Here is a 23923-nt window from a genome sequence, read left to right on the forward strand (position 1 = left end):
GTCGCTTCCACGACGCCCCTGCCACACATTTGCCTGTTAACTGATTGAGATGTTTTTTGTTTCGGCGGCGCGACGCGTTTGACTTCGTTGCACCTCCAGCGCAAGACCAAATTGGCTTGTCGGGTTCAAGATGCCCGCAACGGTTGCATTCACCGACAGGCAGAACTGATCGAGACTGACGGGTGGGCATCTATCTCCCGATCGCGGAAATTTCCGTCAACGTCTTCGTGCTGCTGGCTATGGGTGCGGCAGTGGGTTTCCTGTCGGGCATGTTCGGCGTCGGCGGTGGCTTCCTCATCACGCCGCTGCTGATCTTCTACAATATCCCCCCGGCGATCGCGGTCGCCACTGGCGCCAACCAGGTCATCGCCTCCTCCTTCTCCGGCGTTCTTTCGCACATGAAGCGAGGCACGCTCGACTTCAAGCTCGGTGGCGTCTTGTTGGCCGGCGGCATCGTCGGCTCCACTGGCGGTATCTTCGTCTTCGCCTTCCTGCGCAGGCTCGGCCAGCTCGACCTGTTCATCTCGCTGCTTTACGTCGTTCTGCTCGGCACCGTCGGCGGGCTGATGCTGGTCGAAAGCGTCAATGCACTACGCGCCACGCGCAGCGGTGCGGCACCGGTGCTGAAGAAGTCCGGCCAGCACAACTGGATCCACCGCTTGCCGCTGAAGATGCGGTTCAGGGCCTCAAAACTGTTCGTCAGCGTCATCCCGGTGCTGGGTCTGGGCGCCGGCATCGGCTTCCTGTCGTCGATCATGGGCGTCGGCGGCGGCTTCATCATGGTGCCGGCGCTGATCTATCTCCTGAAAGTGCCGACCAACGTCGTCATCGGCACTTCGCTGTTCCAGATCATCTTCACCTCCGCCTATACGACGCTGGTCCACGCCACCACCAACCAGACCGTGGATGTCGTGCTGGCCTTCCTGTTGATGGCGGGCGGCGTTGCCGGTGCGCAATATGGCGCCAAGGCCGGCCAGAGGCTGCGCGGCGAGCAACTCAGGGCGCTGCTGGCGCTGTTGGTGCTGGCGGTGGCGATCCGGCTCGCCATCGATCTCTTCGTCACCCCGCCCAATCTCTATTCGCTGTCCGCCGCGGGCCTCAACTGATGACAGGCCCGAAAGCGTTCGCAACCGTCCTTCTCCTGTCGCTGCTTGCGGCCGCTGTGCCAGCGAAGGCACAGACACCGCTAACGGAAGGCATCCAGATCGGGCTCTCCACCGACAATGTGTCGATCACCGCCGGCTTCTCCGGCGCCGACCTGACCATTTTCGGCTCGCTGGAAAATCCCGACCCGCTGGTTGCCCGTCAAGGTAGATACGATGTCATCGTCGTGCTCGAGGGTCCGCCAAGACCGGTGGTGGTGCGGCGCAAGGACCGGGTGCTCGGCGTGTGGGTCAATCTTGAGTCCGAAACCTTCGAGAACGTGCCGATGTCCTATTCGGTGGCGACGACGCGGCCGCTGCAGGACATCACCGAACCGAACAGCTACAGGCAGCTGTCACTCGGCGCCTCCAACCTCTACATGCAGCCCGCCGATGCCGGCGACAGCCCGGCGACCATCGAGGAATTCACCGCGGCACTGCGCGACCGCAAGTCGGCCACCGGCCTCTACAGCGAGAATGTCGGCGGCGTGCAATTCCTGTCGCAGAATCTGTTCCGCGCCACGGTCAGGCTGGCGCCGAATGTTCCAGTCGGCACCCACAAGGCGCGCGCCTTCCTGTTCAAGAGCGGCCTGTTCATCAAGGAAAGCTCGGCCCAGCTCGAAATCCGCAAGTCCGGTTTCGAGCAATCGATCTTCCGCGTCGCCCACGACTATTCCTTTTTCTACGGCGTCTTTGCGGTGTCGCTGGCCATGCTGACGGGCTGGCTCGGAAGAGTGGTGTTCCGAAAGGACTAATGCATGTCGCTTGAAAGCGGCCCCGGTTTTGAGACACCGACATGCATGGAAACAAAGACTTGAAGCGCGTCGTATGAATCCGTTTCAACCAGACGTGCTTTAAGCGCGGGACTTTTTTCCGAAAAAAGGTTTCCCTTTCCGGTGTCTTGCGTTAGAGCACGCCCCCGGCCCGGCCGGACACGAGCTGCCGCTCCCCAAAAGACGAAATACAGGAAACTTGCCATGCGACCAGCATTCGGCGGTATCGACTTCGGCACTTCAAACTCTACTGTCGGCGTGGTCCGCAACGGGCAGCCGCGGCTCGTTGCGCTTGAAGATGGCCAGGTCACGCTGCCCAGTGCCGTGTTCTTCAACTTCGAGGACAATCGCACCTGTTTCGGCCGCCACGCCATCGCCAATTACACCGACAGCATCGAAGGCCGGCTGATGCGCTCGCTGAAGAGCGTGCTCGGCAGTTCGCTTGCCCACGAGAAGACCCGCATCAAGGCCCGCTCGATCGGTTTCATGGAGATCGTCGGCCTGTTCCTCGGCCATCTCCGCAAAAAACTGGAGGAAGATGCCGGCGGCATGGTCGAGACGGTGGTGCTCGGCCGCCCCGTGCAGTTCGTCGACGACGATCCCGAGGCCGATGCAAACGCCCAGGGCGAGCTTGAAAAGGCCGCGCGAGCGCAGGGCTTCAAGCACATCGCCTTCCAGTTCGAACCGATCGCGGCGGCGCTCGACTATGAGCAGAAGGTGATGCGCGAGGAACTGGCGCTGATCATCGACATGGGCGGCGGCACGTCGGACTTCTCGATCGTGCGCGTCTCACCGCAGCGCTCCCGGTCGCTCGACCGCAAGGACGACATCCTGGCCAGCCGCGGTATCCATATCGGCGGCACGGATTTCGATCGGCTGCTGAGCATCGCCCATGTGATGCCGCAGTTCGGCTATCTGACCCCGACCAAGGACGGCAAGCGCAACCTGCCGGCCAGCTACTTCATCGATCTCGCGACATGGCAGCGCATCAACCTGGTCTACACCGCCAAGGCGATGACGCATCTGCGCCAGATCCGCTACGAGGCGGTGCGCGCCGACCTGGTGGACCGCTTCATCCACATCGTCGAACACCGCTATGGACATGCGCTGGCAGCGCTTGTCGAAAAGGCCAAGATCGAGCTGACCGACAGATCATCGGCTGAAGTGGCGGTGAAGCTGCCGGGCGCGGCGTTCGCCGCCGACATCACGCGCGAAGGGCTGGACGCCACGATTGCCCGGGACATCGAGCGGGTCACCGCAACGGTCGGGCAGACCATCCGCGACGCCCAGGTCAAGCCATCCGACATCACCGCGGTGTTCCTGACCGGCGGATCGACCGCGATCCCGCTGGCAAGACGAGAGATCCTGTCGCTGGTGCCACAGGCATCCGTCATCGACGGCGACATGTTCGGCTCGGTCGGACTTGGCCTCGCGCTGGACGCACAACGGAAGTTCGGCTGACACGCCCCACTCACGGGCGAGCGGGCACCGTTTCATCGGCGCCGGCGCCGAGATGTACCTTGAGCGCCATCTGGGCCAGGCTTGCCTGGCGATCGCGATGGGTGATCATGGCAAAGTCGCGCTTCGGCAATTCGAGCGGCACGGATCTGAGACTGCCTTCGGCGACGGCGCGCGCCACGACAAGCTCCGAGATGATGGTGGCGCCGGCTCCCGCCTCGACCGCCTGGCGAATCGCCTCGTTGCTCGGCAGCACCAGGAATATCTGCAGGTCCGCGAGTGAAATGCCTTCGCGGCGGGCCAGATCCTCCAGCACCTCGCGGGTGCCCGAACCACCCTCACGGATGATCCAGCGCAGGCCCTTGATATCGGGCCGGCCCTGAGAGACCTCGGCGATCTCCGGATGGGAGCTGGCGACGACCAGCATCAGCCTGTCGACGTCGACCTTGGCGCGGCGCAGGATGTCGGATTCGGTGCGCCCCTCGACCAGGCCGAGATCCGCCGCACCGTCGAGGACATTGGCCTCGACCTGCCTGGTGTTGCCGATGGTGACGCTCAGCCTGACGGCGGGATAGGCTTCGTGGAAGGAAGCCAGCCGGCGCGGCAGCCAATAGCTGGCGATGGTCTGGCTGGCGGCGATCGAAAGGCTGCCGGTGACCGTCTGCGAGACATGCTCCAGCACGTTGCGGGCAGCGGCGGCTCGCTCCAGCACAGCCTTGGCTTCTGGCAGGAACCGGTGTCCCGTCTGGGCGAGCTCGATATTGCGGCCGACGCGGTTGAACAGATGGACGCCGTGCTGTTCTTCAAGCGCGCGGATGGCGGCCGACGCGGCCGACTGGGAAATGCCCAGCAGCTCCGCCGCCTTGGTCATGTGGCCACGCTCGGCAACGGCGACGAAAATCCGCAACTGGTCAAGGGTCATGCGCGCATTAAGAACCAATATCGATCGAATTTACAAGAACAACTGATTAGACAGATCGATAGCTTTATTCTACGTTTTCGAGCGAAGTTAGAAAAAATTCGCCATTGGATGGCAGAGACTAAAATGATCGGGCGGTTCAGATCCCTACTTGCCCATTGGACCCGCGGCATCCGGCGGCGGCTGGCCGGCGACCGCTATCACCCGGAAGAGCACTACATGCGCGGCCCCGGGCCAAAGACGCGAGCCAAATCCGCCGGCCGCGCAGGCACCACCAGATCATGATGCCCGGACCGCCGCGCGGCGCGAATTCGGCACCATCGCAACGCCCGCTTGCGGACACGCGCGCGCCCGATGAAGGCGACGGCGTCGACACTTCGCCAAGCATTTCCGACAGCATCGCCAAGACGACCTGCTACATGTGTGCCTGCCGCTGCGGCATCGATGTGCACATCAAGGACGGCAAGGTCCGCTACATCAACGGCAACAAGGACCATCCGATCAATCGCGGCGTGATCTGCGGCAAGGGCAGCTCCGGCATCATGCAGCACTACAGTCCTGCAAGGCTGAAGAAGCCGCTGTTGCGCACAGGCCCGCGCGGCTCTGGCGAATTCCGCGAGATCGAGTGGGAAGAAGCCTTCTCGATTGCCACGGACCGGCTCTCGGCCATCCGCCAGACCGATCCGAAGAGGCTTGCCTTCTTCACCGGCCGCGACCAGTCGCAATCGCTCACCGGCTGGTGGGCAAGCCAGTTCGGCACACCGAACTTCGCCGCCCATGGCGGCTTCTGTTCGGTCAACATGGCGGCCGGCGGCCTCTATACGATCGGCGGCTCGTTCTGGGAGTTCGGTGAACCCGACTGGGACAACACCAGATATTTCATGCTGTTCGGTGTTGCCGAGGACCACGATTCCAACCCGATCAAGATCGGCCTCGGCAAGCTCAAGGCGCGCGGTGCCAAGGTGGTTTCGATCAATCCGTGCCGTACCGGCTACAATGCGATCGCCGACGACTGGATCGGCATCCGGCCCGGCACCGACGGCCTGTTCGTGTTCGCCCTCATCCACGAACTGCTGAAGGCCGGTCGCGTCGATCTCGACTACCTCCTGCGCTACACCAACGCCCACTTGCTCGTCATCCAGGAGCCGGGCGCGGCCGATGACGGGCTGTTCGTCCGCGACGCCGACGGCAACCCGCTGGGCTGGGACAGGGTTGCGAAGCGACCGGTCAGCGCCACCGATGCCAGTGCGAAACCGGCACTGACCGGCAGCTTCACCGTCGACGGCCGCCGCTGCGTTCCGGTGTTCCAGCTCATTGCCGACCGCTACCTCGATGAGAGCTACGCACCCGATGCGGTCGCGGAGCGCTGCGGCATTCCTGCCGACACGATCCGCAGGATCGCCGCCGAACTCGCGCATGTCGCCTTCGAACAGACGATCGAACTGCCGGTGGCCTGGACCGACTGGGCCGGGCGCCGGCACGAGACGATCAAGGGCCGGCCGGTCTCGATGCATGCCATGCGCGGCATCTCCGCCCATTCGAACGGTTTTCATACTTGCCGCGCCATCCATCTCTTGCAGGTGCTGCTCGGCACCGTGGACGTTCCCGGCGGCTTCCGTTTCAAGCCGCCCTACCCCAGGTCCGCGCCGCCCGGGCCGAAGCCCGCCGGCAAGACCGTCAAGCCGATGACGCCGCTCGACGGCATGCCACTCGGTTTCGTCTGCGGCCCGGACGACCTTTTGGTCGATGAGGCCGGCACAGCTGTTCGCATCGACAAGGCCTATTCCTGGGATGCGCCGCTCGCCGCGCACGGTCTCATGCACACCGTCATCCGCAATGCCTGGGCCGGCGACCCGTACCCCATCGACACGTTGATGATGTACATGTCGAACATGGCCTGGAATTCCTCGATGAACACCGTCGAGACGATGGCGATGCTGACCGACAGCGACGAAGCGGGCAACTACCGGATCCCCTTCATCATCTATTCCGACGCCTATTATTCCGAGACCGTGCCGTTCGCCGATCTGGTGCTGCCGGACACGACCTATCTCGAACGCCATGACTGCATCAGCCTGCTCGACCGGCCGATCAGCCATGCCGACGGACCGGGCGACGCCATCCGCCATCCCGTCGTCGAGCCGGACCGCGACGTCAGGCCGTTCCAGTCGGTGCTGATCGAACTCGGTGCGCGACTTGGCCTGCCGGGCTTCGTCAATGATGATGGCTCCACCAGATACCGCGACTATGCCGATTACATCGTCAACCACGAGCGGACGCCCGGAATCGGCCCACTTGCCGGCTGGCGCGGCAAGGACGGAAGCTTAGTTGGCAAGGGCGAGGCCAATCCGGACCAATTGCAGCGCTACATCGACAATGGCGGTTTCTGGCACCAGGATTTCGCTGAAGATCAGCGCTACTACAAGATGGCGAACCGCTCCTATCTCGACTTCGCGGTGCAGATGGGTTTTGTCCCCAAGGCGGAGCCGATCGTCTTCCAGCTCTATAGCGAGTCCCTGCAGCGCTTCCGCCTCGCCGCGCGTGGCCATGGCCGCGTCTTGCCGCCGGAAGGCGACCGCCAGCGCATCGAGACCTACATGGACCCGCTGCCGTTCTGGTATACGCCCTTCGAGGAAGCGGCAGTCGACCTCGAAAAATATCCGCTGCATGCGCTGACGCAGCGGCCGATGCATATGTATCATTCCTGGGGCGCGCAGAATGCGTGGCTGAGACAAATCACCAGCCAGAACCGGCTGTTCGTGCATCACCGGACCGCCGCTGGTCTCGGCCTGATCGATGACGACTGGGTGTGGATCGAAAGCATCAACGGCAGGGTCAAGGGGCAGATCAAGCTGGTCGACGGGGTAAACGAAAGCACGGTCTGGACCTGGAACGCCATCGGCAAGCGGCGCGGCAGCTGGGGGCTGAAGGACGACGCCGCCGAATCCAATCGCGGCTTCCTGCTCAACCACATCATCGGCGACCAGACCTCGGCTGACACCAATGGCAAGCGCTATTCGAACTCCGACCCCGTGACCGGCCAGGCCGCGTGGTTCGATCTGCGCGTGCGCATCGTCAAATGCGCGGCCGAAGAAGCCGGCTTCACCGAGCCGCAATTCGAACGTTTCCAGCAACCGCCGCATTTCGAACCTTCACCCGACAAGCTCAGTTTCGGCGCTGACTTCCGGCGGGCAAGAGAGGTGGCCGAATGACCTGTCTGCCAAGTCAAAGCGGCAAGAAGCTCGGCCTGGTCATCGATCTCGATACCTGCGTCGGCTGCCAGGCCTGCGTCACCGCCTGCAAGGAGTGGAACACCGGTGGCCACATGGCACCGTTGACCGACATCGACCCCTATGGCGGCCATGTCGACGGCGTCTGGTTCAACCGCGTCCACAGCTACGAACACACCACCGAGATGGGCGGGCGGACCGTGAACTTCCCACGCTCATGCCTGCATTGCGAAACGCCGGCCTGCGTCACGGTCTGTCCGACCGGCGCCTCCTACAAACGAGCCTCGGACGGCATCGTGCTGATCGACGAGGACAAGTGCATCGGCTGCAAATTGTGCAGTTGGGCCTGCCCCTATGGCGCGCGCGAATTCGACACCGATGTCGGGGTGATGAAGAAGTGCACGTTGTGCGTCGACCGCATCTACAATGACAATCTGGCCGAAGAAGACCGCGTGCCGGCCTGCGTCGCCGCATGCCCGACCAGCGCCCGGCATTTCGGCGATCTCGGCGATCCCGCGTCGGCCGTCTCGCAGTTGGTGGCGGAGCGCGGCGGCGTCGACCTGATGCCGGAGCTCGGCTATCACCCGACCAACAAATACTTGCCGCCGCGCGCCCACACCAAGCGCGCCGCATCGGTGGCAGCGCCGGCACTCGAACCGGTGCGGGCCGAAGGCGGCTTCCTCGGCTGGGTCGACCGCATGCTTTCGAACTGACATCCATGCATCCAGCCTTCTCCGTCGTCTTCTTCACCACCGCCACGGGCGCCGGCTATGGGCTGCTGGCGCTGCTGGGCGTGCTCGGAGGCCTCCAGATCATCGCGCCCGGTTTCTGGCTGGGCTTGATCGGCATGGGGCTGGCACTCGGCCTGATCGTGGCCGGGCTGTTGTCCTCGACCGGTCACCTCGGCAGGCCTGAACGCGCATGGCGGGCGTTCTCGCAATGGCGCAGTTCATGGCTGTCGCGCGAAGGCGTTGCCTCTGTCGTCACCTTCATCCCGGCGGGACTGTTCGGCATCGGCTGGGTGTTTTTCGGCCGCACCGACGGCTGGGTGGCCATCGCCGGATTGCTGGCGGCCATCGGCGCGGTCGTCACTGTCTGCACCACCGGCATGATCTATGCGTCGCTCAAGCCGATCGCCCAGTGGTACAGCCGCTTCACTTTGCCGGCCTACCTGATCTTCTCCGCGATGACCGGCAGTGTGCTGTTGAACGCGTTGCTGCAGGGATTTGCGATCGGCTCGAAGACCCTTCTGGCGGCCTCGGTGCTGCTGGGTCTGCTCGGCTGGGGTTGGAAACTGGCGACCTGGCGCTACAATGACCGGCTGGAAATCCCGACCACCGCCAACACCGCGACAGGGCTGACCGACGGAACGGTACGGTCGCTGGAATGGCCGCATACCGAGGAGAACTACCTGCTCAAGGAAATGGGGTTCCGCATCGCGCGCAAGCACAGCGCCCGCCTGCGCCGGATCACGCAGCTTCTGGCCTTCGCATTGCCCGTCCTGCTTCTTGCTATTGCGTTCGCTTTGCCGTGGCCACTCGCGGCGCTGCTGTCGGTGCTTGCCGCCATCGCTCAGTTCGCCGGCATGCTGGTCGAAAGATGGCTGTTCTTCGCCGAGGCGAAACACACGGTCACGCTCTACTACGGAAGATAGAGCCACAGCCGCAACTTGAAGTCGGACTGTGTCGCAGCCCTATCTTCTTGTTTGAGAATCGGATTTTTCAAAACCAATACCCATTTTTTTGGGTCCGATGCTCGAGCCTCTTCGTCATCTGCTCAGTCGCCCGATCCTTAGCCTGCCGTCCGAAACACGGTCCAGCCCGAAAAATCAAGACCGTTGCAACAAGCCAAAGAAGCCGATGATGCGTGTGATTTGTACCTGCTCAGCATCAAGAAAAGCTATGTCCAAGCCCTCTGGCAAGGATGATCCATCTGGCATCACGAATTTCCAAGTGAAGCGCGCGATGCCGTGATGAACATCCACGTTGCTTGTTCGCAGAATGCTGGCACCGGGATGCTTGCTCTGAATTCCTGCGATGTGGACGAGCAGTTCTTCCGCCCCAATAGCGTGAACAGTTGGATCTGTATACGTCGCCCCGTCGCTCAAGATCGGTAACAGCAACGCCCGCCGCTTCTCGGCGTTTTCGGTGGACCACGAAGCACAATATGTATCGATCAGATGCAGCAACGACATGCTATTTTCCTGTCACCAGAAATTGTGAAAGCGCCGCGAAATCATCTTCCAAGTAGCCTGCCGTTATCGCCCGTTTGAAGATCGCATCATAACCATTGACCACGGAGCGGTCGATCTTGCGGGACTGCATCAACTCCAACAGATGCTGCAATGATCCATGGTGCGCGGAGATCGACGAGAGCGTTTCGTCATCGCTTGCAAATCGGCCAGCGCGCGCACGCTTGATTAGGTCCGCCACAAGGCCGTCGACAACAGGCGCGGTTGCGGTCCACTGCCGCGCCAGTTCACCGAGTTCAATTTCTTCGGCCTGACACACGGCGATCGCATGGAGCGTTCCGAACAGAGCGCCCCACATGAGGGCCAGAAGTGCGCTATCGAGCGCGTTCGCACGTCCCGGTTCTTCGCCGATATGCTGGACATTGCCGCCCAAAGCGCGAAAAACGTCACTGTTCGAATCGAAAGCCTCAACGGCCCCCGAAATCAGGATTGTTCCAGCTTCCGTGCCGATAAAATCCGGCGTGGCCATGATCGCGCCATCAAGATAGCACGCGCCATGCTGTGTACACCATTCAGCAGCTTCCCGTGCGCCGCTGGGTGTTCCCGAAGTCAGTTCCACGATCAGCTTGCCGCGAATAACCGCAGCAATCGGGTCGCTGCGTAGCAGCGCTTTTGTCGCCGCGTAGTCGCTGACATTCACGATGATGATCTCGCTTTCATTGACGGCTTCCAGCACGGAAGGCGCAACTGCCGCGCCGAGTTTGACCAGTGGATCGGTCTTGTGTCTTGTTCTGTTCCAGACAGTCGTCCGATATCCCGACCGAAGCAGGCTATGTACGAGCGCCGACCCCATGCGGCCCGTTCCAATGACCGTGATTGAACGCTCCATCCCAATGCTCCATATCAATCGGCGGCGCGCGACCGCGCTTTGCTGAATCTTTTTGAGAGGTATGCCAAAACGAGCGGCGCGCGATACGCACCCGGGCGTAAGTGGTCACCAAACGGTAAGGAAGGCGCGATGAACAAGTCGGCGGACAATGGCTTTGCAGCGGCCGTCAAGATGGTCGAAGGAAAATGGAAAGTAGATATCCTTTGCGAACTCGGAACGGCCTCGCGCAGATTTGGCCGACTGAGACAGGCGCTTCCCGGCGTCAGTGAAAAGATGCTGGCGCAACAATTGCGTGAGCTAGAGGCTGATGGACTAGTCGACCGAAAGGTCTATTCTGAGGTCCCAGCGAAGGTCGTCTATTCGCTGACAGAACGCGGAGCGGCGCTCAATGCAGCAGCAGGTTCGTTATGCATATGGGGCGAGCAGTTTGGCCTCCCCGGCTGCACTCAGATCGTCAATGGCGCAAATCTGAATATCCGCTAGCCCGGCCGCAGCATCGAGCGGGAAATCGCAAAAATGCGGTCAGTGCCAAGCATGTAAGCCATCAGCGTGTCCAGCCGGAACAGCCCGGCATAGGCGCGGTCGAGCACATTGAGCGAGCCGGTATAGGCGCCAAACGCCGGCATGATCATACGGCCGCCATCGCCGGCAAAGCAGCGCCGCCGCACCGAACGGCCGCGTTGCACGATGCGCGCGCACGGGTGCAGATGGCCTGCTATTTCACCTTCGACACGCTGCTTCGACGGCTCATGCCGAAACAGCAGCGAGCCTATGGCGAGTTCACGCACCGTCTCGCCGGGCAGATCAGCGGGCGCTTCCGGATCGTGATTGCCGGCAACCCAGAACCAGTCGCGGCCAGCTATCAGCGCCTCCAGCCGTTCGCGGAAGCTTGCGTGCATACGTTCGGCGCCGCCGCCATCGTGAAAACTGTCGCCCAGGCTGATGACGATGGACGGCTGATAGTCGGCGATGACGGCCTGCAGTCGCAGCAAGGTCGCGCCGGTGTCGTAAGGCGGGATCAGCGCGCCGCGCCGCGCCAGCGACGAACCCTTTTCGAGATGCAGATCGGACACCGCCAACAGCCGAAGCTCGGGAAAATAAAGCACGCCGCGCGGGTCGCAGACGGCACGCTCGCCGGCGATGCCGACAAGGTCGGCCTCGGCGATCAGCGACGTGCGCGCCAGCGAAAAATTCATCAGGAAATCCGTCTCATCTTTGGCCCATGGCCTCCTCGACCAGATCGGCCGCTTCCATCAAAAGCGACTCGTTGGCGCCGCCATTCACCGATTCCTTGCCGATCTCCAGCATGATCGGCACGGCCAGCGGCGATATCTGCTCGAGATGCTTATGCATGATTCGACCGCGGACACGCGAGAGCATCTCGGCAAGTCTGCTGACATCGAGCAGTCCCGCCGATGCATCGGTGCGCGTCGCCTGCAGCAGGATATGGTCCGGTTCGTGGCTGCGCAGCACGTCGTAGATCAGGTCGGCCGATACCGTCACCTGGCGGCCGCTCTTTTCTTGCCCGGGAAAGCGCTTCTCGATCAATCCGGCGATGACCGCGCAGGTGCGGAAGGTGCGCTTCAGCATCCAGCTATCGTTCAGCCAGGCCTCGAGATCGTCGCCCAGCATGTCTTCGTCGAACAAGGCAGCCAATGATGGCTTCTTCGCCTTGAAGAGTGCCGCCATGTCGTCCAGCGCCCAGACGGCCAGCGAATAGTCGGTGGCGACGAAGCCGAGCGGGCGGGCATTGGCGCGCTCCAGCCGCCGCGTCAACAGCATGCCGAGCGTCTGGTGCGCCAGCCTGCCTTCGAAGGGGTAGGCGACCATGTAGTGGCGGTTGCCGCGCGGGAAGGTCTCGACCAGCAGGTCACCGCGCTTCGGCAGCACCGACTTTTCCTTCTGCAGCCGCAGCCAGTCCGCGACCTGCTCGGGCAGCGCCTGCCAGCGGTTACTATCGGCCAGCATGCCTCGCACCTGATCGGCCAGATAGGTCGACAGCGGAAACTTGCCTCCGGCATAGGACGGCACGATGATGTTGGCGCCGACGCCGTTGGAGACGACGCATTCGTTTTCGCGGATACCCTCGAAGCGCAGCACCTTGCCGGCAAACAGGAAACTGTCGCCGGGCCGCAGCGTCTCGGCGAAATACTCCTCGATCTTGCCCAGCACCGGCCCACCGCGCCCAGCCATGCCACGGCCCTGCCTGACATAGCGGACATTGAGTTCCGGCATTTCGACGATGGTGCCGACATTCAGCCGGTATTGCTGGGCAATGCGCGGATGCGAGACGCGCCACAACCCGCCGACCGTCTTGCGGATGCGGGCGTAGCGCTCGTAATTCTTCAGCGCGTAGCCGCCGGTGGCGACGAAATCGATGACACGGTCGAAGGTCTCGCGCGCCAGCGTGGCATAGGGCGCGGCACCGCGCACTTCTTCGAACAGATGGTCCGCATCGAAGGGAGCGCCACAGGCGACGCCCAGCACATGCTGCGACAGCACGTCGAGCGCACCATTGATCAGCGGCGGCGTGTCCTGCGCGCCGAGATAGTTGGCGTCAAGCGCCGCCCGGCATTCCAGCACCTCGAAACGGTTGGCCGGAATGAGGATCGCCTTGGACGGCTCGTCCATGCGGTGGTTGGCGCGGCCGATGCGCTGCGCCAGCCGGCTCGCCCCCTTCGGCGCACCGACATGAACGACCAGATCGACATCGCCCCAGTCGATGCCGAGATCGAGCGTCGATGTCGCGACGATGGCACGCAGCGCATTCTCGCCCATCGCCTTCTCGACGCGCCGGCGCTGGCCGACATCGAGCGAGCCGTGATGCAGCGCGATCGGCAGCGAGTCCTCATTCGCCCGCCACAGTTCCTGGAACAGCAATTCGGCCTGGCTGCGGGTGTTGACGAACAGCAGCGTGGTGCGGTGCCTTTTGATCGCCTCATAGATTTCGGGAATGGCGTACCTAGCTGAATGGCCGGACCACGGCACATGCTGTTCCGAGTCGAGAATGGAGATGTCGGGCTTGGCTCCACCGGCCACGGTGATCAGGCCGGCCATGGCGCCGGGCGGATTCTGTCCGACCAGCCAACGCCGCAATTCGTCGGGCTCGGCGACCGTAGCCGACAAGCCTATCGTCTGCAGGCCAGGCACGTAGCTGCGCAGCCGCGCCAGGCCGAGTGCCAGCAGATGCCCGCGCTTCGACGTCACCAGCGAGTGCAACTCGTCGAGCACGACATAGCGCAGATCCTCTAAGAAGCGTCGGGCGTCGGGCGCCGCGATCAGCAGCGCCAATTGCTCGGGCGTCGTGAGCAGAATGTCGGGCGGCACCAGCTTCTGGCGCTGACGCTTGTGCGCGGGCGTGTCGCCGGTGCGCGTCTCGATGGTGACAGGCAGGCCGATCTCTTCCACCGGCTTGCCGAGATTGCGCTCGATGTCGACCGCCAGCGCCTTCAGCGGAGAGATATAGAGAGTATGGATACCGCGATGCGCCTGCCCCGGTTTTCGCCTTGGCCGGTTGGCCAGTTCGGTCAGCGACGGCAGGAACCCGGCCAACGTCTTGCCGGCGCCGGTCGGGGCAATCAGCAACACCGACTGCCCGCTTTGGGCTCTTGCCAGCAATTCGATCTGGTGGGCGCGTGGCGACCAGCCTTTCTCGCCAAACCACCTGATGAATGGTTCGGGCAGGGCCACAGTGGCATTCTGTTCGGCAAGGCGCGGCTGCTCTGTCACCCGCCAGAGGTAGCGCGACGGCGGTCAATCGCCAAGAAGAATCGGAACAAAAGGGGATCGAAGCTGATGCATATCGTTCCCCAAAACCGGGGATCGACTTTTAGGCGGCATGCATTAAGGCCGCCGAAACCCGGTTGGGCCGCCATAGAGGTAGCCGATGCGGGCGATCGCCTCTTTCAGCCCTTCGCGCGATACCAGCATGGTGTGCCCATTGGCATGGATCATGGTGTCGGTATCGGTCATGACGGCGACATGGCCCTTCCAGAAGACGAGGTCGCCGCGCCGCAACCCGCCATAGTCCGGGCCAGGATCGAGCGGCTCGCCGAGGGTCGCCGCCTGCATGTCGGAATCGCGCAGCACGTCGCTGCCAGCCATGCGCATCGCCAGTTGCACAAGGCCCGAACAGTCGATGCCGAAGCCCGAGGCGCCACCCCAGAGATAGGGTGTGCCGAGGAACATCTCGGCCACCGAAACATAGTCGGCGGCCACATTACTGAGCGGCCGCACGTGACCAGCGATGATCGCCTCGCCGGAGGGTAGGACGGCATAATGCGTGCCCCGGGTTTCGGCGGCACCCGTCACCGTCACCGTCGATCCCATCGACAATTGTCCCGCGATCGGAAACCGCAAATCCGGCCCGGGATAGAGGAAGGTGCGCGGCACCGACACGATGTGGGTCGCGGCATGGTCCTGCCCGCCCAGCATGGTATCGGCAACATAGCCGACATAGCCGTCGCGTTGGGCCTGGATCCAGGCCCAACCTTCGGCGACCTCGAAGACGAGGACATCGTCACCGAATAGAAGCTGCGTATTGACGCCGGCATCCGGCCGCGGCGCCTTGCGCACATCGGCCACGGATGCGGTGATCCGCGCCGGCCGACCGGCGACGAAGCGGTCGGCGGCGACCTCGCCCTTCAGCCGTGCATCGGCAAGGTCGGAACGGAAAGCGTGAAGGCGGGCATCCCTGGCAGTCAAATCGGCAACTCGGTCAAGATTGGTCGGTCAGATCGGCAACTCGTGGGCCTTGGCGATGATACCATCGCCGAAGCGCTCGACAAAGAGCGCCCCCTCGACCGTGCGCCTGATCAGGACATTGCGCTTGTCGAGTTCGTCGCGATGCCGCGACACCAGTTTCAACGCACCCATCGTGTCGAGCGCGCGGGTGATCACCGGCTTGGTGACATTGAGCCGGGCGGCGAGCCCGCGCACCGTGTGCGGCGGCGGGTCGAGATAGATGGTGAACAAGATCGCCGTCTGACGCATGGTCAGATCGGGCGCGTCGTCGCGCACCTGCGACAGCATCACCTGCTGCCACAGTCGCAAGGCCTGGCTCGGGCGCATCGCAATCGACATCGAGCCAGCATGACGGCAAATTGTTTCGGTTCCGTTTCAGTTTCAGCAATTTGCCGGCTCTGCCGTCGCCATCAGCCAAAGCGTTTCGAGATGATCCGCTCCAGCGCGCGGATGCCTTGCGCCTCGCCACCGGCGGGGCCATGCGGTCGGTCGGCGGGGTTCCAGGCGAAGATGTCGAAATGCGCCCAGCCCGCGGTCTTTTCGACAAAACGCTTCAGGAACAGTGCCGCCGTGATCGAGCCGGCGAAACCGTCCGTGGTGACGTTGTTGATGTCGGCGATCTTCGACGACAGTTTTGCATCGTAAGGCCGCCACAACGGCATCCGCCACAGCGGATCTTCGGCCGCGACGGAAGCCGCCGCCAGGTCGGACGCCAGCGCTTCGTCGCCGGTATAGAAGGGTGGCAGATCGGGGCCGAGCGCAACACGGGCTGCCCCGGTCAGCGTCGCCATGTCGACCAGAAGCCGCGGTTCCTCCTCGTCGGCCAGCGCCAGCGCATCGGCCAGCACCAGCCGTCCCTCGGCGTCCGTGTTGCCGATCTCGACGGTGATGCCCTTGCGGCTTGCCAGCACGTCGCCGGGCCGGAAGGCGTTGCCGGCGATCGAATTCTCGACCGCGGGGATGAGCACGCGCAGACGCACGTTCAACTTGGCTGCCATGATCATCGAGGCCAGACCAAGCACATTGGCCGCGCCGCCCATGTCCTTCTTCATCAACAGCATGCCGGACGACGGCTTGATGTCGAGACCACCGGTGTCGAAACAGACACCCTTGCCGACCAGAGTCACCTTCGGCGCGCCTTGCTGCCCCCATCTCATGTCGATCAGGCGCGGCGCGCCGGTCGACGCGCGACCGACGGCATGGATCATCGGGAAATTCTGGTCGAGGAGATCGTCGCCCTTCACCACGGAGACTTCGGCATTGTGCGTTCCGGCCAAGATCCGCACGGCCTTCTCCAATTCTTCCGGGCCCATATCGCTGGTCGGCGTGTTGACCAGATCGCGTGTCAGGAAGACGCCGTCGGCAATGCGACGAACGCGCCCGGCATCGACGCCGGCCGGCAAGTCGAAGCGCAGTGCCTTGCCGGATTTCTTGCCGTAACGGGTATAGACATACCCGCCAAGAACCAGCGCGGTTGCTGCCAGTTCCGGCTCGGCCAGCGCCGAGGCGAAATGCCAGTCGCCTTCCGGCAAGGCTTTCGACAACGCGCCGACGGCAAGCGCGCCCTCACCGTCGCCGACACCGAACAAGGCGCCACCGAGCGCGCCGTTTTCGCCGGGCACGACCAGTGTCCTGCCGGCCTCGCCGGAAAAGCCGTTGGCCCTGGCCCAGGCGATGGCGGCTGGCGCAAGACCGGCCGCCTCCAGACCGTCCCTGGCGACCAGATGGACCGGCAGCGCGCCCGGCAATTTCTTCTCGACGAGTTCGACAGACATTCGATGTTCTCCGTGCGGCGGCCCCTGAGTCGCCGTTCTTAACCATCCGTTAGGGTTAACAGAATATTTCTGGGGTAGGGAAGACGGCCACGCAATGGCCGCGCATGAATGGAGGCCCGGTGCCGATGCCGACCAACCGCACGATCAACGCCAGGGGAAAACGACTCATCACCACGGCCCTCGTGCTGGCGCTCGCGGCAGGTGTCGCCGGCTGCGCAACCGACAAGTTCACCACCGGCTCGATCGGACGCACCAGCGGCAAACCGCTGGAAACCATGTCGGCGGGAGAATTGCACAATGCCACGGGGGCACTTGGCCAATCCTACGCTAGGAACCCCAACGACAAGCGGATAGCGACAAATTATGCGGCGGCATTGCAGATGGACGGCGACGCCGACCAGTCGCTCGCCGTAATGCGCAAGCTGGCGATCGCACTGCCGAAGGATCGTGACGTGCTCGCCGCCTATGGCAAGGCACTGGCCGCCAATGGCCAGTTCGAGGCTGCGCTGGACGCCGTGCGACGCGCTCAGACACCGGAATATCCGGACTGGAGGCTGGTATCGGCGGAAGCGGCCATTCTCGACCAGACCGGCCAGAAGGACGATGCGCGCCAGCTTTACCGCAAGGCGCTCGATCTCAAGCCGAACGAGCCTTCGATACTCTCCAACCTCGGCATGTCCTATGTTCTGGAAGGTGACCTGCGCACCGCCGAAACCTATATGCGCTCCGCCGCGCAGCAGCCGGGTGCGGACAGCCGGGTGCGCCAGAATCTTGCGCTGGTCGTCGGCCTGCAGGGCCGTTTCGACGAAGCCGAGAAGATCGCCTCACAGGAACTCTCTCCCGATCAGGCGCAGGCAAACGTCGCCTATCTGCGCCAGATGCTGGCCCAGCAGAACGCCTGGAGCCAGCTCAAGGATCAGGACAAGTCAAAGCCCGCGACCAACTAAAGCGCGCCGCGCCGAAAACGGACTCAGTCGACGCGCTTAAGCCCTTGTTTGATGCATGTCGTTGTCCCAAAATCGGGGCCACTTTTGGCGACATGCACTTAGACGACAATCCGCAACGACCTTGAAAATGAAGAAGCCGCGCCGTGTTCAGCGCGGCTTCTTCGCATGTCATGCCCGGATGTGCCTCGCCGCTATTGGGAAGTTGGTGCTGCTCCCGAATGATCGCCGAAGATGCCGCGCTGGCTGACCTGAATGCCGGCGGGACCGAGGATGATGGCGAAGAGCACCGGCAGGAAGAACAGGATCATCGGCACGGTGAGCTTCGGCGGCAGGGCGGCGGCCTTCTTCTCGGCGGCATTCATGCGCATGTCGCGGCTTTCGGCGGCAAGCACGCGCAGTGCATGCGCCACCGGCGTGCCGTAACGCTCGGCCTGGACGAGTGCCTGCGACACCGACTTGACCGATTCCAGGCCGGTGCGGCTTGCCAGGTTCTCGTAGGCCTGCTTGCGCTCCTGCAGATAGGAAAGCTCGGCGTTGGTGAGGATGAATTCTTCCGCCAGCGCCACTGATTGGGCGCCGATCTCGTCGGCGACCTTGCGCAGGGCCGCTTCCACAGACATGCCCGATTCGACGCAGATGAGCATCAGATCGAGCGCATCCGGCCATGCCATCTGGATCGACTGCTTGCGCTTGGTAGCGCGGTTGTTGACGTAGACGACCGGGGCGTAGAAGCCGGCATAGGCAACGAGGATGCAAACGAACAGCCTGATGACCAATGGCTTGTCGGGCAATCCTCCGAGTACGAGGATGTAGACTGCGGCGAGCGCGAAACCGACAAAAGGAAGCACGAGACGGAAGAAAAGAAACCGCGTCAGCGGGTTCTGTCCGCGAAACCCGGCCACCTTGAGTTTCTGTAATGTGCCCTCATCGGCGAGCGCGCGCCTCAGATCCAGCCGGTCGACAATGTTGCGCATGCCAACCGACTGCTCCTCGCGCAGGCCCTTGCGACGGCGATCCGCCTCGACGGCAAGCCGGGCGCGCTGCTTGGCACGCAGTTCGTCGCGTTCCAGCGCGACGGTTTTCATGCGTGACTTGAGCTGGTTTCCGCCAAACGCCGGCAGCAATGTGAAGACGGTCGCAAACACCGCTATGCCGACCAGCAACGCGATCAGGAAGGTCGGATCCGTCAGAGATTTGATGACTTGGTCGGTCATGCGGCGATCCTAGACTTCGAAGTTCATCATCTTGCGCATCACAAAGATGCCGATCGACATCCAGACTGCCGAGCACCCAAGGATCAGGTGTCCAACGCTGGTGACGAACAGCGGCATCAGGTAGCTCGGGCTCGACAGGTAGACGAGAAACGCGACGATGAAAGGCAGCGCACCGATGATGGCGGCGGACGCTTTCGCTTCCATCGACAGGGCTTGGACCTTGGCTTTCATCTTCTTGCGATCGCGGAGCACGCGCGAAAGGTTGCCCAGCGCCTCGGATAGATTGCCACCGGCCTGCGACTGAATCTGGATGACGATGCCGAAGAAGCTCGCCTCCGTGCAAGGCATGGTTTCGGGCATGCGCAACGTCGCATCGGGAATCGACAGGCCCATCTGCTGGGAATCGACGATACGGCGAAATTCGGTCTTCACCGGTTCGGGAGATTCGTTGGCGATCAGGCGCACGGCGTCGTTCAGCGGCAGGCCGGATTTGACGGCACGCACGATGATGTCGAGCGCGTTTGGAAATTCGTTGAGGAATGCCTTGACGCGGCGGGCGCGACGAAACGAGACGAACCAGCGCGGCAGGCCGAGCGCGCCGGCCAGCAGCACGCCCGGCAACACGATCAGCGGCGCTCCGGCCACAAAGACAGCCATCGTCAAAGCGAGGCCGCATATGGCGGAGTATACATAGAAGCGCTCGACTGTGGTCTTCAGGCCGGCCTGACGAAGCTGGGCTTTCAGCGGTGGTTTCTTGACCGCGCTGTCCTTGGTTTTCTGCTTCGCGTCGAGCTCGTTCAGCGAATCCTGAACCGATTTGCGCCGCTTGACGGCTTCCGCCGCGCGGTCGCGCGAGGCCTTGACCACGGAACGATCCGTCTCGGCGGTCTTGATCGTTTCAAGCCGCTTGCCGACCTGTTTCTCGTTGCTGATCCGGGTGAACAGAAATGCATAGGCGACCGCGCCGGCGCTGAAGCCGGCGAGCACGACAAACGCCAGTACTGTGCCGTCAAATCCAAACATTGGCCAGAACCCTCACGCCGTCAGTCAGCGCGTTTCTCCATCGCCTCGAGCGCAGTGGCGAGGCGCTGCTCCTCGCCATAATAACGAGCCCGGTCCCAGAAATGCGGACGACCGATGCCGGTCGATACATGCTCTCCCAGCAGCCGCCCATTGGCGTCCTCGCCCTTGATATTGTAGAGGACGATATCCTGCGTAATGATGACGTCGCCCTCCATTCCGATCACCTCTGTGATGTGGGTGATACGACGCGATCCATCGCGCAGGCGCGCCGCCTGGATGATCACATCGATAGAGCCGACAACGATTTCGCGCACGGTCTTCTGCGGCAGTGAATAACCGCCCATGGCGATCATGGATTCGATACGGTTCAGGCATTCGCGCGGGCTGTTCGAGTGGATCGTTCCCATCGAGCCGTCATGGCCGGTGTTCATCGCCTGCAGAAGATCGAACACCTCGGGTCCGCGCACTTCGCCGACGATGATGCGCTCGGGCCGCATGCGCAGGCAGTTCTTGACCAGGTCGCGCATCGTCACCTCACCCTCGCCCTCCAGATTGGGCGGGCGGGTTTCGAGGCGCACGACATGCGGCTGCTGCAATTGCAGCTCGGCCGAGTCCTCGCAGGTGATGACGCGCTCCTCGCGGTCGATATAATTGGTCAGGCAGTTGAGCAACGTCGTCTTGCCTGAGCCGGTACCGCCCGAGATGACGATGTTGCAGCGAACACGACTGATGATCTTGAGAACTTCGGCTCCCTGCGGTGAAATGGCGCCGAACTTGACCAGCTGATCGAGGGTCAGCTTGTCCTTCTTGAATTTGCGGATGGTGAGCGTAGCACCGTCAATGGAGAGCGGCGGCGCGATGACGTTGACGCGGGAGCCGTCGGGAAGACGCGCGTCGCAGATCGGGCTGGATTCGTCGACACGGCGGCCAACCTGGCTGACGATGCGCTGGCAGATGTTGAGGAGCTGCTGGTTGTCACGAAAGCGGATGCCGGTCTGTTCGACCTTGCCGTTGACTTCGATGTAGACGTTCTTGGAGCCGTTGACCATGATGTCGGCGATGTCGTCACGCGCGAGCAACGGCTCGAGCGGCCCATAGCCGAGCACATCGTTGCAGATATCCTCGAGCAGTTCTTCCTGCTCGGCGATCGTCATCGCGAAATTCTTGATCGCGATGATGTCGTTGACGATGTCGCGGATTTCCTCGCGTGCGCTTTCGGGATCGAGCTTGGAGAGCTGCGACAGGTCGATCGTGTCGATGAGTGCGGAGAAAACCTGGCTCTTGGTGTCGTAGTAGGTTTCGCTCTTTTCGCGCTGGATCCGCTTCGGCTCCGGCACCGATGGCGGTGCCTCGATCGCGCGGCGCGCCGGCGGCGCGACAGGTGCGCTCGGCGCAGCCGCAGGCCGGGCCAGAACCGCCGTATCCGCAGAACTTGCGGCCGCCGGTGCAACAGGCGCCGGTGCTGGCTGGCGAAACTCCGGCGTGAACCGGCTTCCGTCGTCGCTGCCTCTTTTACCAAACATGATCTGCTACCGATTCCACCGCTGAAACGTCACTTCTTGCTGCGCGAGAGCTTGCCAAGCAGATTGCCAAGCCCGGCTTTCTTCTTGGCCTTGATTTCACTGCGACCGGTCAGCACATGCGCGATTTCATTGATCATTGCGACAACCGAGTTCTTGGCATCCATTTCGCCAAGCATGCGCCCGTTGTTGGCGGCATTGCCGAACAGCAATGGGTCAAAGCCAATGACCGACATCGGCGTCAGGCCGAGCGGCTCGGCGAAATCGGACGGTGAAATCTCCGGGCGCTTGGGCACGCCGGCCTGGTTGATGATCAGCTTCGGCGGCGGGTCGTTGGGACGAAGTCGCTTCAACATGTCAACGAGGTTCTTGGTGTTGCGCAGATTGGCCAGTTCCGGCGTTGCCGTGATGACGATCTCGTCGGCCTTGACCAGGGTGTTCTTGGTCCAGCCCGTCCAGGCATGGGGAACATCGAGCACCAGCAGCGGCACGCTGCGCTGGGCAGTGTCGATGAGCTGCGTGAAGGCCTCGGGATCGAAGTCGTAGACTCGTTCGAGCGTCGAAGGTGCAGCCAACAGCGACAGGTGTTCGGCGCACTGGGTCAGCAGCCGGTCGAGATAGACTTCATCGATGCGCTCCGGCGAAAACACCGCCTCGGCGATACCTTGCGCCGGATCCTGGTCGAAATTGATGTTGGCCGTGCCGAAAGCGAGATCGAGATCGGCGACGACCACCTCGGATTTGAACAGGGAGGACATCGCCCAGGCCACATTGTGGGCAATCGTCGAGGAGCCGACACCACCCTTGGCGCCGACAAAGGCGATCGAGCGGCCGAGCGGCTCGGCTTCCGGATCAATGAAAATCGACGACACCACACTGACGATGTCAGCCATCGACACTGGTGCGATTACATATTCGGAAATGCCGGAGCGGATGAGCTCGCGGTAGAGACCGACATCATTGTAGTGACCGATCACCACCACCTTCGAGGTCGGATCGCAGTATTCCGAGAGCTGGGCAAGTTGCTCCAGCAGTTGCTTCGGCTCACTGCGCGATTCCAGCAGGATCAGGTTGGGCGTTGGCGCCGACTGGTAGAATTCGATGGCGGTGGGGACGCCGCCCATGTGGACCTTGAGATGCGCCTTCGTCATGCGGCGATCCTCGCCGGCGCGTTCGACCGGATTGGCAACGCCCTCGGTCTCGCAGAATGCCTGGATCGAGATGCGCGGAATGGGCCGCAGTGCCTGCATCGCGGCGATGTCCTGCTGCGAGGTATCGCTGCCATCCACCGGGGCGTCGTAGGCGAGGTTGCTCATCGTCATGCTCTTTCCCGTGGCCTGTTCTATCCGAGACTGGCGGCTCAGTACGTCACTTCCGAATTGCCGAGGAACTCGTCCGAAATGCCTCTTGCGCGGTAGACATCGATCACCGCGCCGCGATTTTCGGCATCGATGGTGGATGGCTTGCGCGGGCCGAGCAGATCGGCCGGGTTGGCCATCTGTGCGGCAAGATTGTTCTGATAGGAGCAGCCGAAGTCGGCATAGTGCTTGTTTTCCGCCGTATCGACCAGGTCATCTGGCCAACGCCCGCATTTGTCGGTCTGGGCTCGCACCGCGACATAGGCGACGCGAACCGGCGAGGAGATCTCGACCGAGGCGGCCTGATAGGAGGTGACGACGATCCGGTTGCGCTTGACACCGGCGGCGACCGCGAGCCGGGCAAAATCGCGAGCAGCTGCCGTCGCGGCGACCTCGTTGGCCGATCCGCTTGGGATCTGGATGGTCAGCGTCGGGGCGGCACTCTTGTCATAGCCGTCGAGGAAGCCCAGAAGCGTGTCGCGTTGCGATCCGGTCATGCCGCGATCGCCGGCGCCGACAGGCAGGTCGATCTTCTGGTTCTTCTCCGCGATCACGATCGGATGATTGGTGCGATAGTCGTCCGGAATGGCGCCGACGGTGATGCTGTCGCGCTGGGCGCAGCCGGCCAGCAACGCCGCCACCGCAACCGCCAGGACCGGTGCGGCGCGTCCGCAGATCCGCGAACGGCCAAGGCGCATCGTGGTGGCGATGGTGCTTGCCTTCAATGCTGACTGAGACATG

Annotated in this window: 21 protein-coding genes; 8 read left to right on the plus strand and 13 right to left on the minus strand. The window is 62.8% G+C overall.

Annotation, left to right across the window (positions count from 1 at the left end; translation table 11 throughout):
• The first annotated feature begins 182 nt into the window (after window positions 1-182).
• The 3 genes from AC1RZR_RS01090 to AC1RZR_RS01100 all read left to right on the plus strand — a co-directional run bounded on the left by AC1RZR_RS01090 (window position 183) and on the right by AC1RZR_RS01100 (window position 3376).
• Window positions 183-1106, plus strand: a complete 924-nt coding sequence (locus AC1RZR_RS01090) for a sulfite exporter TauE/SafE family protein (RefSeq protein ID WP_379107011.1) — start codon at window positions 183-185, stop codon at window positions 1104-1106.
• Window positions 1106-1897, plus strand: a complete 792-nt coding sequence (locus AC1RZR_RS01095) for a TIGR02186 family protein (RefSeq protein WP_481827393.1) — start codon at window positions 1106-1108, stop codon at window positions 1895-1897. Before AC1RZR_RS01090 ends, AC1RZR_RS01095 begins: the two co-directional genes overlap by 1 nt.
• 222 nt (window positions 1898-2119) lie before the next feature.
• Window positions 2120-3376, plus strand: a complete 1257-nt coding sequence (locus AC1RZR_RS01100; protein ID WP_481827394.1) for an Hsp70 family protein — start codon at window positions 2120-2122, stop codon at window positions 3374-3376.
• 10 nt (window positions 3377-3386) lie between these two features.
• On the opposite strand, the gene AC1RZR_RS01105 is transcribed toward AC1RZR_RS01100, so the two are convergent.
• Window positions 3387-4295 (minus strand): LysR substrate-binding domain-containing protein, encoded by a 909-nt coding sequence (locus AC1RZR_RS01105; protein ID WP_477272783.1) that lies wholly within the window; start codon window positions 4293-4295, stop codon window positions 3387-3389.
• 278 nt (window positions 4296-4573) lie between these two features.
• Between AC1RZR_RS01105 and AC1RZR_RS01110 the strand changes: the two genes are divergently transcribed.
• The 3 genes from AC1RZR_RS01110 to AC1RZR_RS01120 are packed head-to-tail and all read left to right on the plus strand — an operon-like array spanning window position 4574 to window position 9176.
• A complete protein-coding gene (locus AC1RZR_RS01110; protein ID WP_481827395.1) occupies window positions 4574-7504 on the plus strand; it encodes a molybdopterin oxidoreductase family protein in 2931 nt (976 codons plus the stop codon).
• The gene (locus AC1RZR_RS01115) at window positions 7501-8235 is read left to right on the plus strand and encodes a 4Fe-4S dicluster domain-containing protein (protein ID WP_481827396.1); all 735 of its coding nucleotides are present in this window, start codon (window positions 7501-7503) and stop codon (window positions 8233-8235) included. Before AC1RZR_RS01110 ends, AC1RZR_RS01115 begins: the two co-directional genes overlap by 4 nt.
• 5 nt (window positions 8236-8240) lie before the next feature.
• Window positions 8241-9176, plus strand: coding sequence for a dimethyl sulfoxide reductase anchor subunit family protein (locus tag AC1RZR_RS01120; RefSeq protein WP_481827397.1), 936 nt, complete (start codon window positions 8241-8243; stop codon window positions 9174-9176).
• A 174-nt stretch (window positions 9177-9350) separates the two neighbouring features.
• Here the strand turns inward: AC1RZR_RS01120 and AC1RZR_RS01125 are convergent, their stop codons facing one another.
• Together AC1RZR_RS01125 and AC1RZR_RS01130 are read right to left on the minus strand one after the other, a co-directional pair.
• The gene (locus tag AC1RZR_RS01125; protein WP_481827398.1) at window positions 9351-9716 is read right to left on the minus strand and encodes a hypothetical protein; all 366 of its coding nucleotides are present in this window, start codon (window positions 9714-9716) and stop codon (window positions 9351-9353) included.
• Between the two features lies 1 nt (window position 9717).
• Window positions 9718-10602, minus strand: a complete 885-nt coding sequence (locus AC1RZR_RS01130; protein ID WP_481827399.1) for an NAD(P)-dependent oxidoreductase — start codon at window positions 10600-10602, stop codon at window positions 9718-9720.
• A gap of 129 nt (window positions 10603-10731) precedes the next feature.
• Here AC1RZR_RS01130 and AC1RZR_RS01135 point away from each other — a divergent pair, with 129 nt between their 5' ends.
• Window positions 10732-11085 carry a winged helix-turn-helix transcriptional regulator gene (locus AC1RZR_RS01135; RefSeq protein ID WP_477272771.1) on the plus strand — a complete coding sequence of 118 codons (354 nt, stop codon included), beginning with the start codon at window positions 10732-10734 and terminating at the stop codon, window positions 11083-11085.
• Here AC1RZR_RS01135 and pdeM read toward each other — a convergent pair.
• The 5 genes from pdeM to AC1RZR_RS01160 all read right to left on the minus strand — a co-directional run bounded on the left by pdeM (window position 11082) and on the right by AC1RZR_RS01160 (window position 17120).
• Entirely contained in the window at window positions 11082-11798 is a 717-nt protein-coding gene (gene pdeM, locus AC1RZR_RS01140; RefSeq protein WP_481827400.1) for a ligase-associated DNA damage response endonuclease PdeM, read from the minus strand. The genes AC1RZR_RS01135 and pdeM overlap by 4 nt on opposite strands.
• A 13-nt stretch (window positions 11799-11811) precedes the next feature.
• Entirely contained in the window at window positions 11812-14331 is a 2520-nt protein-coding gene (locus AC1RZR_RS01145; RefSeq protein WP_481827401.1) for a ligase-associated DNA damage response DEXH box helicase, read from the minus strand.
• Between the two features lie 114 nt (window positions 14332-14445).
• Complete coding sequence (locus AC1RZR_RS01150; RefSeq protein WP_481827402.1) at window positions 14446-15306, minus strand: C40 family peptidase; 861 nt, start codon at window positions 15304-15306, stop codon at window positions 14446-14448.
• A gap of 27 nt (window positions 15307-15333) precedes the next feature.
• Entirely contained in the window at window positions 15334-15684 is a 351-nt protein-coding gene (locus tag AC1RZR_RS01155) for a MarR family winged helix-turn-helix transcriptional regulator (protein ID WP_056588405.1), read from the minus strand.
• A gap of 71 nt (window positions 15685-15755) precedes the next feature.
• Window positions 15756-17120, minus strand: a complete 1365-nt coding sequence (locus tag AC1RZR_RS01160; protein ID WP_481827403.1) for a leucyl aminopeptidase family protein — start codon at window positions 17118-17120, stop codon at window positions 15756-15758.
• A gap of 125 nt (window positions 17121-17245) precedes the next feature.
• On the opposite strand from AC1RZR_RS01160, the gene AC1RZR_RS01165 reads away from it, so the two are divergent.
• Window positions 17246-18067: a tetratricopeptide repeat protein gene (locus AC1RZR_RS01165; protein WP_379106991.1), complete on the plus strand. Its 822-nt coding sequence runs from the start codon at window positions 17246-17248 to the stop codon at window positions 18065-18067.
• Window positions 18068-18258: 191 nt separating this feature from the next.
• On the opposite strand, the gene AC1RZR_RS01170 is transcribed toward AC1RZR_RS01165, so the two are convergent.
• From AC1RZR_RS01170 to AC1RZR_RS01190, 5 genes are read right to left on the minus strand one after another with little or no spacing between them, the layout of a single operon-like run.
• Window positions 18259-19281: a type II secretion system F family protein gene (locus AC1RZR_RS01170; protein WP_477272758.1), complete on the minus strand. Its 1023-nt coding sequence runs from the start codon at window positions 19279-19281 to the stop codon at window positions 18259-18261.
• A gap of 9 nt (window positions 19282-19290) precedes the next feature.
• Window positions 19291-20304: a type II secretion system F family protein gene (locus AC1RZR_RS01175; RefSeq protein ID WP_379106987.1), complete on the minus strand. Its 1014-nt coding sequence runs from the start codon at window positions 20302-20304 to the stop codon at window positions 19291-19293.
• A gap of 20 nt (window positions 20305-20324) precedes the next feature.
• Window positions 20325-21827 carry a TadA family conjugal transfer-associated ATPase gene (locus tag AC1RZR_RS01180; protein WP_477272755.1) on the minus strand — a complete coding sequence of 501 codons (1503 nt, stop codon included), beginning with the start codon at window positions 21825-21827 and terminating at the stop codon, window positions 20325-20327.
• A 29-nt stretch (window positions 21828-21856) separates the two neighbouring features.
• Entirely contained in the window at window positions 21857-23146 is a 1290-nt protein-coding gene (locus AC1RZR_RS01185; protein WP_481827404.1) for a CpaE/TadZ family protein, read from the minus strand.
• A gap of 38 nt (window positions 23147-23184) precedes the next feature.
• Complete coding sequence (locus tag AC1RZR_RS01190; protein ID WP_481827405.1) at window positions 23185-23922, minus strand: CpaD family pilus assembly protein; 738 nt, start codon at window positions 23920-23922, stop codon at window positions 23185-23187.
• Between the last annotated feature and the right edge of the window lies 1 nt (window position 23923).

It is taken from the genome of Mesorhizobium bavaricum, assembly GCF_056781655.1.